The 13,403-nt window shown below is 35.4% G+C and carries 12 protein-coding genes; 2 read left to right on the top strand and 10 right to left on the bottom strand.

Annotation, left to right across the window (positions count from 1 at the left end; all coding sequences use genetic code 11):
* The first annotated feature begins 76 nt into the window (after positions 1-76).
* Both recU and EDC24_RS03345 read left to right on the top strand, forming a co-directional pair.
* Positions 77-700 (top strand): Holliday junction resolvase RecU, encoded by a 624-nt coding sequence (gene recU, locus EDC24_RS03350; protein WP_124219728.1) that lies wholly within the window; start codon positions 77-79, stop codon positions 698-700.
* Entirely contained in the window at positions 681-3,236 is a 2,556-nt protein-coding gene (locus tag EDC24_RS03345; RefSeq protein ID WP_170158454.1) for a PBP1A family penicillin-binding protein, read from the top strand. The genes recU and EDC24_RS03345 overlap by 20 nt, the downstream gene beginning before the upstream one ends.
* 24 nt (positions 3,237-3,260) lie before the next feature.
* Here EDC24_RS03345 and nth read toward each other — a convergent pair whose 3' ends face one another.
* From nth to panB, 10 genes are all read right to left on the bottom strand, one after another.
* Positions 3,261-3,911, bottom strand: coding sequence for an endonuclease III (gene nth, locus EDC24_RS03340; RefSeq protein WP_124219725.1), 651 nt, complete (start codon positions 3,909-3,911; stop codon positions 3,261-3,263).
* A gap of 16 nt (positions 3,912-3,927) precedes the next feature.
* A complete protein-coding gene (locus EDC24_RS03335; RefSeq protein WP_245997951.1) occupies positions 3,928-4,602 on the bottom strand; it encodes a DnaD domain-containing protein in 675 nt (224 codons plus the stop codon).
* 63 nt (positions 4,603-4,665) lie between these two features.
* Positions 4,666-5,958 carry an asparagine--tRNA ligase gene (gene asnS / locus EDC24_RS03330; protein WP_124219723.1) on the bottom strand — a complete coding sequence of 431 codons (1,293 nt, stop codon included), beginning with the start codon at positions 5,956-5,958 and terminating at the stop codon, positions 4,666-4,668.
* A gap of 18 nt (positions 5,959-5,976) precedes the next feature.
* Positions 5,977-7,161: a pyridoxal phosphate-dependent aminotransferase gene (locus EDC24_RS03325; protein WP_124219722.1), complete on the bottom strand. Its 1,185-nt coding sequence runs from the start codon at positions 7,159-7,161 to the stop codon at positions 5,977-5,979.
* 23 nt (positions 7,162-7,184) lie between these two features.
* Positions 7,185-7,712, bottom strand: coding sequence for a cell wall elongation regulator TseB-like domain-containing protein (locus tag EDC24_RS03320; protein WP_170158453.1), 528 nt, complete (start codon positions 7,710-7,712; stop codon positions 7,185-7,187).
* A gap of 77 nt (positions 7,713-7,789) precedes the next feature.
* A complete protein-coding gene (locus EDC24_RS03315; protein WP_124219718.1) occupies positions 7,790-8,530 on the bottom strand; it encodes an MBL fold metallo-hydrolase in 741 nt (246 codons plus the stop codon).
* A gap of 45 nt (positions 8,531-8,575) precedes the next feature.
* On the bottom strand, positions 8,576-11,257 hold the full coding sequence (locus tag EDC24_RS03310; RefSeq protein WP_124219717.1) for a helicase C-terminal domain-containing protein: 2,682 nt from the start codon (positions 11,255-11,257) through the stop codon (positions 8,576-8,578).
* 45 nt (positions 11,258-11,302) lie between these two features.
* The gene (gene panD, locus EDC24_RS03305; RefSeq protein WP_124219715.1) at positions 11,303-11,686 is read right to left on the bottom strand and encodes an aspartate 1-decarboxylase; all 384 of its coding nucleotides are present in this window, start codon (positions 11,684-11,686) and stop codon (positions 11,303-11,305) included.
* Entirely contained in the window at positions 11,679-12,557 is an 879-nt protein-coding gene (panC, locus tag EDC24_RS03300) for a pantoate--beta-alanine ligase (protein WP_124219714.1), read from the bottom strand. The genes panD and panC overlap by 8 nt, the downstream gene beginning before the upstream one ends.
* Positions 12,554-13,393, bottom strand: coding sequence for a 3-methyl-2-oxobutanoate hydroxymethyltransferase (gene panB, locus EDC24_RS03295; protein ID WP_124219712.1), 840 nt, complete (start codon positions 13,391-13,393; stop codon positions 12,554-12,556). The genes panC and panB overlap by 4 nt, the downstream gene beginning before the upstream one ends.
* Positions 13,394-13,403: the final 10 nt, after the last annotated feature.

The raw sequence follows: 13,403 nt of genomic DNA, 5'->3' as shown, positions 1-13,403 counted from the left end.
ATCATTTTGTAATAGTATATCCAAATCTATAATTGTTAAAATTTGATATAATATATAGATAAGGGGAGGAATAATATTGAATTATCCTAAAGGGAGCAGGAAAACATCTAACAAACAACAACCTACTAATAAACAACCAACTCAATTCGGAAATCGAGGAATGACCCTCGAAAAGGAATTAAATGAAACGAATAAGTTTTATTTAGAAACAAACCGTGCAGTCATTCATAAAAAGCCTATTCCAATACAAGTCGTCCAAGTTGACTACCCTAAAAGAAGTGCAGCGGTCATAAAAGAAGCTTATTATCAACAACCTTCTACGACTGATTATAACGGGCTTTATCGCGGATATTATATAGATTTTGAAGCAAAGCAAACGAATAATAAAACGTCCCTACCTTTTGCTAATATTCACGAACACCAAGTCAAACATATGAAGCAAATTGACGAACACGGTGGGATTAGTTTCTTTATCATTCGTTTTAAACAACATAATGAAACTTTTTTACTTCCCATTCGTCCATTTATTCAGGTTTGGGAAAAGCAGTTTGAGGGTAAAAGAAAATCGATACCTTATGAATACATCACCAAACATGGTTATAAAATTCCTTTTACACTTCAAGCTAAGGTCAATTATCTAGATATTATTGACCTTGTCTACTTCAATGGAGGAGATAATAATGAGTCAAAACGTAAATAGTCGTAAGGCTAAAAAGCAAGCAAAAAAGAAAAATAAAAAAATAAACTGGAAAAAGATTTTTATAGTTTTAGGTATTATTGGTTTAATAGGTATGTTTATGATCGGTGGAGTTGTTTTCTCAATGGTTAAAGACGCCCCGCCGTTAGATGCAGAAGAACTTCAAGTACCACTTTCTACAACGATTCTAGATCGTGACGGAGAAGTTGTTACAGAACTTGGGGCTCAAAAGCGTGAATTAATTGAGTATGATGAAGTGCCACAAGTTTTAGAAGATGCCATTTTAGCTACTGAAGATGCTAGGTTCTATGAACATAGCGGCATTGATTTAAGACGTATCGGTGGTGCTGTACTTGCTAACATCAAAGATGGATTCGGTGCACAAGGCGCAAGTACTATAACACAACAAGTTGTTAAAAATGCTTTCTTAACAAGTGAAAAAAGTATTGAGCGAAAAGTTCAGGAACAGTATTTAGCTTTTCAGCTCGAGCAAGAATATGAAAAAGAAGAAATATTAGCTATGTATTTAAATATTATTGCATTCGGTAAAGACATATACGGTGTTCAAAAGGCATCAGAGGCGTTCTATGGTAAAGAAAATTTAGATGACTTAACGCTACCTGAAGCCGCTTTATTAGCTGGCATTCCACAAAGACCGAATGCTTATAATCCTTATATCGACCCGGAATTAGCTGAACAAAGACGGAATATTGTATTAAACGCTATGGTTAACCAAGGGAAAATTACGGATGAAGAAGCAAATCAAGCTAAAGAAGTTAAAGTTACGGAAATGATTCAGGACAGTTATGAGTCCACTCTTCCTTACGAAGCCTTTATTGAACAGGTGCTTAAGGAAACTGAAGAACATTTAGATGATGAAGTTGATGTCCTATCAGCTGGTTTAACTATTCATACAACATTAGATCGAGATGCTCAGGAACACTTAGAATATTTATTAAGTGATGAAAGTCCTATTAGTTTTACTGATGAAGAGCTCCAAACTGGCGTTAGTGTTCTTGACACCCAAACTGGGGCAGTTTTAGCTCTAGGTGATTCAAGAAATAGAGAAGGTTTATGGAGTGGATATAACTATGCAATTCTTAAAAATGGACGTCAGCCTGGCTCAACGATTAAACCAATATTTGACTATGGTCCTGCGATCGAATACGAACAATGGTCCACGTATCATCAATTAGAAGATGAAGAAATCACTTATGGTAATGATAACACTAAATTAACTAACTTTGATGATCAGTATCGTGGTTGGATGTCTATGCGTGAGGCGTTATACCAATCGATTAACGTACCTGCATTCAAAACAATGGATGAGGTTAGAAGTAATAACTCTGAAGATGCAATTAAAGATTTTGTTAAAGGTTTAGGGTTAGATATAGAAACATTATATGATTCCGATGCAATTGGCGGTCACAATCAATATAATACGTTAGAGATGGCTGGTGCTTATGCCGCCTTTGGTAACGGTGGTATTTATAACGAACCACATGCCGTCACAAAGATTGAATACCCAGAAAAACAAGAAGTCATTGAAATTGAACCAGAATCAAACATTGCAATGGAAGATTATACAGCTTATATGATTACCGATGTCTTAAAAGATGTGATAAGACAACCGGATGGATCAGCATCAAACATGAATGTTGGTAACCTTCCTGTTGCAGGTAAAACAGGTACGACTGATGATGTAAAAGATTCTTGGTTTGTAGGTTACACAACCAATTATACAATTTCTACCTGGACTGGTTATCCAAGCCCTGCTGAACTAAGTTGGGAAAATAGACAAATTCCAAAGCAAGTTTTTAGTAACATGATCCTTAAAATGTCCGAAGGCGTAGAAACATCAGACTTCGAAATGCCTAGTTCAGTCGTTGAAGAAGAAATAGAAGAAGGAACTTGGCCAGCTAAGCTACCAAGCGATTACACACCAGAGAATGAAATTATCACTGAATTGTTTGTAGATGGCACTCAACCTTCTGAAGTATCAGAAGAATATGATCAGTTGGATCCTGTTACAAACTTATCAGCTGAATACGATGAAGATAATAATGTCATTGATGTATCTTGGAGTCACCCAAATCAAGATGAGGGTATCGCTTATCAAATTCGTGTCTCAGTTGATGGTAGTGATATGCAGCCAGTTGGAACGGTTGAAGAAACTCAAATAACCTTTGACCAAATCACACCAGGTTCAGAATATACTTTTGAAGTCACAGCTGTTGACCCAGATGATTCAGATAATCAATCTGAACCAGCAGAAACATCCGTTGAAACCCCTGATGAAGATTCTGATTTCTGGGATGAGTTCTTCGGTGATGACGAAGAGGAACAAAATGAAGAAGATGAAAATGAAGATGGTTCTGGCGGTGATGACGAAGGAAATCCTGATGAAGGTGGAAATGATGAAGGTTCAAATGGTGACAACGAAGATGAGGACGAAGAAGAATCTGGCGATGAAGAAGAAGATGACAATACCGGTGACGAAGAAGTTGTAGATCCAGATCCAATCGAAGAAGATGAATAACTAATAAAAAACGAGGCTGATGGTTCAGCCTCGTTTTTTCATGCGTTTTTGTCCTTCTCTACAAATTTCTAATAATGGGCATTCAGGACAGTTTGGTGTTTTCGCTTTACAATGATATCTTCCAAAGAAAATCATTCGGTGATGAGTATCACTCCACTCTTCTTCCGGAATTTTTCTCATTAATGTTTTTTCGACTTCTAAAACTGAATCCTTCCATCGACAAATTCCTAATCGTTTAGAAACACGTTCAACGTGCGTATCCACGGCAATGGCTGGTTCATCAAATGCTACAGACATCACAACATTAGCCGTTTTACGACCGACTCCCGCTAAGTTAATCAGCTCGTCATAACTTGATGGTACTTTGCCATCGTATTTTTCGACTAGGTCAGCTGACATTTTTCTAATATTTTTAGCTTTATTACGATAAAGTCCAATTCTACGAATATCTTGTTGTAACTCCTCAAGTGATACTGCTAAATAATCTTCAGGTGTGTGATATTTTTCGAATAGGTCGGGTGTTACTTTATTAACTAAAGCGTCTGTTGCTTGAGCAGATAAAATAACAGCAACTAATAGTTCAAATTCATTAGAATGAGTTAATTCACATTTGGCGTCTGGAAACATTTCTTCTAACGTATCCAATACTTGTCTAACACCTTTTTTATTTAACATATGCTATTCCCCCACTTCATTCCTCCAACCAATTGTAATAAACAGAAGTATCTCTATTTTCTTTAGGTGCTGATTTCTGTTGTGATTGAGTTTGATGTTGACTTTGAGCCTTAGCTTCTTTAACACTTTTAATACCACGTTTTTTCCATTCATTTAATATTCGATCAATATATCTAAAATTTAATTTACCCATTAAAACGGCTTCTCGTAAAGCAGCTTTAATAAGCGCTGGTTTGAATTGGTCTTCATCTAACCAATAGCTGATGGTTTCAATTTCAATTGGAGAAAGCGCTCTAGCGAATTCTTGCTCAAACAAACGAAATAGTTTCCCCTCTTCATCTTTTAATTGCTCCTCTTGTTCATCTACATCATATAATTTTTCGATTAATGGCGTGATCGAGTACCATTCCTGTACAACAGACTGTGAATCCTCGAATTGATCAATTTTGAGCAATCCTTGATTCCTAAGCTTTTTTAAGACATTTGAAACATCATTAGAATTTATAGACATATATTTTGCAATTTCATCAAATGAAGGCAAAAGTTCTCCTGTTGATTGTAATCTAACTAATTGTAAAACAACCATTAAATCAACTTCTGAAAGATTTAGATTTTGATAATCTTTAATCAATAAAGAAGGAATATTCATTTGTTCCATTAATAATCTTTGGTACGAAAATGGTAAGTTCAATGTTTACCCACCTTTATCTTCTAATAGAAAGGATGACTCGACTTGAGTCATCCTCTAATCTCCTTATGGATATAAACGGTTTAATAGTCTTGGGAATGGTATTGTTTCACGAATATGCTCAATACCCGCAATCCATGCAACTGTACGCTCGAGCCCTAAACCAAAGCCAGAATGTGGTACACTACCGTATTTTCTTAATTGTAAGTACCATTCATAAGCAGGTCCATCTAATTCATGCTCTTGATAACGTTGTTTCATTAATTCGAAATCATCAATACGCTCAGAACCACCAATGATTTCTCCGTAGCCTTCAGGTGCAATTAAATCAGCACATAAAGCCACATTTGGATTATCAGGATCTGGTTTCATATAGAACGCTTTAATCTCAACAGGGAAATGCGTAATAAAGACTGGCTTATCATAAGCTTCCGCAATAGCAGTTTCATGTGGAGCACCGAAATCGTCTCCCCAATCAATATCATCAAAACCTTGGTCTTTAAGGAATTGAATCGCATCATCATATGTGATTCTTGGGAACGGTGCCTTAATATTTTCTAGTTTAGACGTATCGCGTTCTAACGTTTCTAGCTCAAGTTTACAGTTTTGTAAAACAGATTGAACGACATGAGAGACATACTCTTCTTGCATTTGTAAACTATCATCATGGTCCATAAAAGCCATCTCAGGTTCAATCATCCAGAACTCAATTAAATGACGGCGTGTTTTGGATTTTTCTGCTCTAAACGTAGGGCCAAATGAGAAGACTCGTCCAAGTGCCATTGCGGCAGCTTCCATATATAACTGACCGCTCTGAGATAAATAAGCATCTTCATCGAAGTATTTTGTATGAAATAACTCTGTTGTTCCTTCTGCTGAAGCTCCTGTTAAAATTGGTGGGTCTACTTTTACGAACCCTTCTTGATTAAAGAATTCATATGTAGAGCGAATAATTTCATTACGTACCTTCATAATAGCATGTTGCTTTTTAGAACGTAACCATAAGTGGCGATGGTCCATTAAAAACTCTGTTCCGTGTTCTTTTGGTGTAATAGGATAATCTTCAGCTTCTTGAATTACCTCGACATCTGTCACCTGTAATTCATACCCTAATGGACTTCTACTATCTTCTACTACTTTTCCTGTTACATATAAAGATGTTTCTTGAGTTAGTGTTTTAGATAATTCAAAAACCTCTTCAGATACAGCTGATTTAGGTACGACACCTTGAATAAATCCTGTTCCATCTCTTAGTTGTAAAAATGCAATTTTACCACTTGAGCGTTTATTGTGTAACCATGATCCAATTGTCACGGTTTCATCTAGATGGTTCTTAACTTGATCGATCGTGGTTTTCAACTTTGTCTCCTCCTTCAATTATTTCGTATGCGTTTCAACAAATTTTTTAATCCGCTTAGCCGCTTCCTCTAATTGATCTAGTGAATTCGCATATGACAATCTAATATTATCTTCTGCTCCAAAACCAGAACCAGGTACAAGTGCTACTTTCTCTTCTTCAAGTAGCTTAGCTACCCATTCATCAGTCGTTTTAAATGGAGAGTTCTCCACGACTTGTTTCACATTCGGAAATAAATAGAAAGCGCCATCTGGTTTAACGCATGTAACGTTTGGAATTTCTACAATCCAATTATATAGTTTATGAAGCCGTTCTTCAAAAGCTTTATTCATTCGCTCAATTTCTTCTTCACCATGAGTATAAGCGGCTATTGCAGCATGCTGTGCAATAGATGTTGGATTAGAAGTGGCATGAGACACTAAATTAGACATCGCTTTAATAACCTCTGAGTTCCCAGCGGCATAGCCGATTCGCCAACCTGTCATAGAATGAGATTTACTAACCCCATTTATAATAATCGTCTTATCTTTAATTTCTTTTGTTGACGCTGCAATGGACTGGTGTTGCTTCCCACCATAAATTAACTTTTCATAGATTTCATCTGATACAATCCATATATTATGTTTTACTGCCACTTCTCCTAATGCTCTTAACTCTTCCTCACTATATAAAACACCTGTTGGATTACTTGGTGAATTAATGACAAATGCTTTCGTTCGATCAGTAATAGAGGCCTCTAGTTGTTCAGGTGTAATCTTAAATTGATTGCTTTCCTGAGCTTTAATATAGACTGGCACACCTTCTGATAACTTAACTTGTTCAGGATAACTAACCCAATATGGGATCGGGATAATCACTTCATCATCTTTATTTAAAAGGACTTGAAATAGCGTATATAACGCATGTTTAGCACCTGTAGTGACAATGACTTCATCACGGTTGAAATCTAAATTTTGATCATGTTTGAATTTTTCAATAATCGCATCTTTTAACTCAACTAAACCTCCAGCAGGTGTATACTTAGTTTTCCCTTCATCCATCGCTGTTTTGGCAGCTTCTAAGATATACTTTGGTGTATTAAAATCAGGTTCACCTGCACCTAATCCGATCACATCATGCCCGTCAGCTTTTAATGCTTTGGCTTTAGAGGTTATAGCTAATGTACTGGATGGTGTTAATGATTGTACTCGTTTGGCTAAACTCATATGTAACCTTACTCCTCCTTCAATTAATCCTTATTAAAAGAAATCGAATCGTAAATTTCACCGTTAATAAATCGATATGTTTGAAAATAAATACGGTTATTTTCTTCGTAAATGATTTCCCAGACATAACGGCTATTCATAATTCCAGGCGTAATACTCATCAAATCACATTGACTACAATTATTACGCCACTCGGTTAACATCTCTTCTTCCGTTAAGCCTTCTTCTGCTTCTACCCACTCAACTTCTAATTCTTCGTCATTAGAATCTGGTATAAACGCATGTAATAGCTTTTCGTTTTCATTTTGTCCTGTCACAACGATATAAGAAGATTGGCCATTAAATTGTCTAACGCCTTCAACCGTTTCAATCGGTGAGTTAGATTTTGCCTGATTAATTGACCTTTCTTCCATCTCGGACATATCATTTTGAATTCCATTATAAATAATTAAAAATGTGAATAATCCTATAATAGCTATTGCTATTAGTATAGTTAGGCAAATTAGTAATACTTTTCTCATAGTTCCGCCAAGTAATTGCAACGTATTCATCCTCTATGTCATCGTAATCCACCTTATTATTATAACAAGGAATGGCATGCAATTGTTAGTATTAGAATGAATAATCGTTAATCTTTTTTTAAATAAAAATCATAATCATTCTGAACAATGGATATATGAGCAGATGCTCCACGTTTTAACGTATAAATATCAACCCATTGCTTTTGAAATAATTCGATTAAAGATTTAATATTCTGCCTTTGATTAATAATAGCAACTTCTGGGTCTAATTTAATTAACTCCTGTTCCGTCAAATGAGCATAAGATGGTTGGTCTGGTAAATATAAAATTTGGACTTTATGGTCCCAATTTTGTATTTCGATATGGTTTTCATACCAAAAACAACTAAATTCTCCGTTAGATATGGCAAAATTTCCTGTTTCGCTGTCTTCACCGAAAATGAACTCAATATAGTATTTAGAACTAATAGCCATACGATCATTCTTTGTCAGCTGGTAAGTATACTTCTTCATTGACTGTGGTATTTCACACGTTGAGTTATCATGTTTTGCCATATAAATATTATCGATTTTATATCGATTAACAATTTCGGAAAGATTACCACAGTTATTAGCGGTCTGTTGTGTAATTAAGATACCTTTAATATGTTTGTCTTCGACTTTATTTAAATAACGTAAGACTTCACCCTGACTATTAGGGCTTCCTGTGTTAATTAAAAAAACCTCTTCATCATTTAAATGCAAAATGGCAAAGTTCCCAGAAGAAACCGGTTCAAATACGAGTTCTTCTGCTGAGGCTTGAAACGATGCCATAAGGACTAAAACCAATGCTGAAATCCAATATTTCAATTCCTTCACCTACTTCTAAGTAACTAATCAATAGGTTTTGTAATTTCAGTCCTTATATGACAACCAGTTTTTTGCATCCTCAATTAGTTGGTCGCGATGATTTTGTATAATTGGTACTTCAGGTATAGAATTTAAAAATTGTTTCCCATAACTTTTATTTAAAATTCTTTGATCTAGGACAAAGAATAATCCTTGGTCGGTTTCTGAACGAATCAATCTGCCAAATGCTTGCCTGAATTTTAGAATAGCTTGTGGTAACATCCAATGATAAAAAGGATTTTTGTTTTCATGCTCTAAATACTTGGACTTAGCTTGAAATAATGGATGGTTCGGCGCATCAAATGGTAATCGTACCATAATAATGATTTTAACGGATTGACTTTGAATATCTATACCTTCCCAAAAAGAATTTGTACCTAGTAGTATTGCTTGATCTGATTTTTCATATAGTTTCTTAAGTTTTTCACGACTACCTGATTGAACACCTTGGGCTAATACGACATGTTGTTGCTTTTCGTCCATCAATCTCATCATTTGATAAACAGATCTTAACATTTCATAAGACGTAAATAGAACCATCGCTTTATCATTCAATTGACGATTAAGTTTTAATAAATACTCAGCCACTTGGTATGCATAATCAGATGGTTCACTTGTTCGGACATCTGGAAAATCATTTGGGACATAAAGCCTTGCCTGATGTTGGTACGAATACGGTGTAGGAATATACACGCAATCTGTATCCTCAGGTAAACCTAAGTCATCCATAAATGATTGAAATGAATGATTCGTTCTCAATGTTGCACTCGTTAGGATTGTTGGCATTTCATCTTTAAGAATCTTTTCTTTAATAAAATACTGAACTTGTACTGGCTCTAAATTTAGCTGAACAGCATTCTTTGCTCCGTCTTGATCAATATTAATCCAACGCGCTTCATCGCGTATCGAATCAAAAAAGTCACGAATGGTTTCCAACATCATCTCTATTTCGAATAACAGATTCTGCTTCAATAATTGTTTCCATATACTTTCAAATTTAGATGAAGTTAATTTTGTAACTACTTGTTCCAAGGATAGTATTAGCTCATTTAATTCTTGTTTAATGTGGCCTGCTTTCATAACATCTAACTGAAACTGGTCAATCGATAGTTGTATTTTACCCGTATCAGAAAGCGCATCCTGTTCAGAATGCAAAAATAAGACCGCTTGATAAATTGACCTAAAGAATAAATCTGCTTTTGATTTTACGTTGTCAATCTCTTCATAATTGATGAGCTGAGATAAGTTATTTAACGCATGGGCAATTGAAACATAATCAATTTGTTGACCAAGTTGATGTCTGACAACTTCATCAAATCGGTGAGCTTCATCGATAATGAGCTGTTGGTAATTTGGCATGCGTTTATGATTTAGCAAATGTTCCGTAACTAAAAAGGCATGATTGACAATGACGACTGATGCTTGTTCTGCCCTTTTTAAAGCTAATTGAAAATACGAGGCTCTTTGATCATCCTCTTTAAGCTCATCACCTGAAATAAACGGCCAAATATCTTCACCTTTTGTCGGCAGTTGTAATTCATCTTTATCTCCTGTTGTCGTTTCAGTCAACCACACTAATATCATGGCTAAGCTAAGTGCTAAGTCATAGTTTAAATCTTCCGCATGTTCTAAAAACTGTCTTAATTTGACTAAATGTATATAATGAGTTGGACTCTTTAAAATAGATACGTGTGTATTTAAATTAGAATTTTGGTTAATTAGTGCAATATCTCGAGTTAGTATTTGATGTTGTAATTGAATCGTACTTGTACTGACAGTTGTTTTCTCACCCGTACATACAGCATGGTATATTGCAGGTAATAGATAACTAATGGTTTTACCAATTCCAGTTTCAGCTTCGATTACTGTATTTTGCCCTTTTTGAAAGGCATTATATATAGTTTCTGACATATTAAGCTGTTCATTTCTTAATTTTATTGTTGAATGTTTAAAGACTTGGTCTAGAAATTCTTCAAATGAATGATAATCACCATTTGAAGGCTCAACTAATGAACTTAATTGGCGGACAGCAAAACCATGTTGCATTATAGTTTGTTCTTTACCATACGTATACTCCTTTTCTTGGATCGCATCTTCAATAAATTGTTCTATGTCACTTTTTAAAAATCTTGTTAAAGGTTGTATTTGCGTTAACAACTCATAGGGCATCGATTCTAAACGTTGAATCATTTCAATAAGCAATAGCCCTGTTACGTATGCATCTGACAATGCTCGGTGCGGAGCATAATGCTCAATCCCTAAATATTGTGTTATATCTTCTAATTTGAAGCTGTCTGCTCTTGGATATAATACTCTTGCCAGTTCAACTGTATCTAGAAGAGGGCATTGTAGTTGCTCATAACCATAAACCTTTAACATATGGTTTAAAAATTGATAATCAAATTGCACTTGATGCGCAACAAAATAACCCTCATCAAAATAAGTCATTAATTTAGGTATGACATCGTAAAAGCTTGGTGAATGTTGAACATCTTTCTCTTCAATTCCGGTTAAATGTGATATAAAAGATGGAATGGAATGATTAGGTTTTATCTTAGTTGAAAATTCATCTACGATTTCACGATTTTCAATGACGACTAATCCGATTTCTATAATCTCATCACCTTTTTTAGGTGAGTGACCAGTTGTTTCAAGATCAACGACTACATAACGATTCAATGCTGCCACCTCTTTTCTGCCCTAGCAAAAATAAAACCCCCATCACACTGGGAGTTACATCATGGTCATAGGTGCTTCTTCTGTGATGAGTTGTTCAATTTGGTTTTTTTTGTCTAATACGGCAATTTTGGGCTGATGGTTTAATGCCTCTTCTTTAGTTAACATTGCATAAGACATAATGATGACAACATCACCTTTTTGTACACGACGTGCCGCTGCACCATTTAAACAAATAACACCACTATGACGTTCTCCAGCGATTACATAAGTTTCAAAACGCTCGCCATTATTGTTATTAACAATTTGAACTTTCTCATGAGGTAAAATATCTACCTCATCTAATAATTGTTGATCAATCGTTACACTACCAACGTAATTAAGGTTTGCTTCTGTAACGGTTGCCCTGTGTAATTTAGCATTCATTAATGTTCTAAACATCTGACTCACTCCCATACTTAATCTTCCCATTACAGTCGAGAATAATATTATCAATTAGTCGAGCTCTCTTATAATAAACGGCAACCGCAATAATCACATCATCATCTTTTGAAATATCAGCGGTTAATTCAGGAAAAGACAAACAATCAACATAATCTATTTCTCCAGAAATTCGTTTAACTAAATAATTTCTGACATAATCGATGACTTCCTGCCTTGTCCAAGTAGATGATGATTCAATAAATATTTGAACACTTTTTAAAGATTGATAGATTTCGCTAGCTTCTTGCCTTTCATGGTCTTCAAGGTTGACATTTCTTGAACTCATCGCTAGACCATCTTTTTCGCGTTTCGTTGGCACAGGCTTTAATTGAATATCGAAATTCAAATCCTGAATTAGTGCATCCACAACTGCTACTTGCTGTGCATCCTTAATTCCAAAATAAACTTGATTAGGCTTAACTATATTAAACAATTTACTTAGCACCATCACAACACCTTCAAAATGACCCGGTCTTGACTGACCACATAAAACATCCGTTCTTTTAACAATGCTCATATTGATCGTTAATGGATTGGGGTACATTTTATTACCCTCAGGATAAAACACGTAATCTACACCATCACGCTCTAATATTTGACGGTCACGTTCAAAATCTCGAGGATAGTTCTCTAAATCACTCGATTGATTGAATTGTAGAGGATTTACAAAAACACTAACGACGACGATATTATTTTCTTCTTTTGCGTGTTTAATTAACACTCGATGACCATCATGTAAATAACCCATAGTCGGTACAAACCCAACTGTTTGGGCTTTTAAGTTCCGTACCTCTTGATGCATATCACTCACATTAGTGATGACTTTCATGACTCTATTCCTCCATATAATCCATCTAAAATAGACTCATCAACAGTATAAGTATGACCCTTTTCTGGGAAAGACTGTTCTTTTACTTCTTTAACATAATGCTTTAGAGCTTGACTGGCTTCCTGATTAAGATTACCAAAGGGCTTAACAAACTTCGCTATACGATCAACGCCATATTGATTTAAGTCATGATAGACTAACACTTGCCCATCACAAATTTTACCGGCCCCTATTCCAATGGTTGGTATGTTTAATTCTTGTGTAATGATCCCTGCTAATTTTTCAGGAACACATTCTAAAACTAATGCAATTGCTCCTGCTTCTTCTACAGCTTTGGCTTCTTCAATTAAACGTTTAGCATCCTCATTCGTTTTACCTTGGACACGATATCCCCCCATAACATTTACTTGTTGAGGAGTTAGACCAATATGAGCCACAACAGGTATACCTGCTTGGGTTAAATCCTTTATAGTGTCAGTGACTTCATGACCACCTTCTAATTTTAAAGCTTGGCAACCAGTCTCTTGAAAGATTTTTTTAGCATTTAGTAGGGTGTCTTCTTTTGAAATATGAAAAGACATAAAGGGCATGTCGACAACCGTGTATGTATTAGGGGCCCCTCTTTTGACTGCTTTTCCGTGATGGATCATATCGTCTACTGTCACAGGGATTGTCGAGTCATAACCTAACACAACCATGCCTAAGCTATCTCCGACAAGTATGACATCAACGTCTGATTGTTCACTCGTCTTAGCTGATGGATAATCATACGCAGTTACCATAGCAATTTTTTCTTTTTCTTGTTTCATTTTAAGTAACGATCGATGTGTCTTCATTTCCAACACT

It is taken from the genome of Aquisalibacillus elongatus (assembly GCF_003843875.1).
Classification (GTDB): Bacteria; Bacillota; Bacilli; order Bacillales; family Alkalibacillaceae; genus Aquisalibacillus; species Aquisalibacillus elongatus.
Note: the sequence above shows the minus strand (reverse complement) of the source record. Positions and strands in the feature narration are given on the sequence as shown.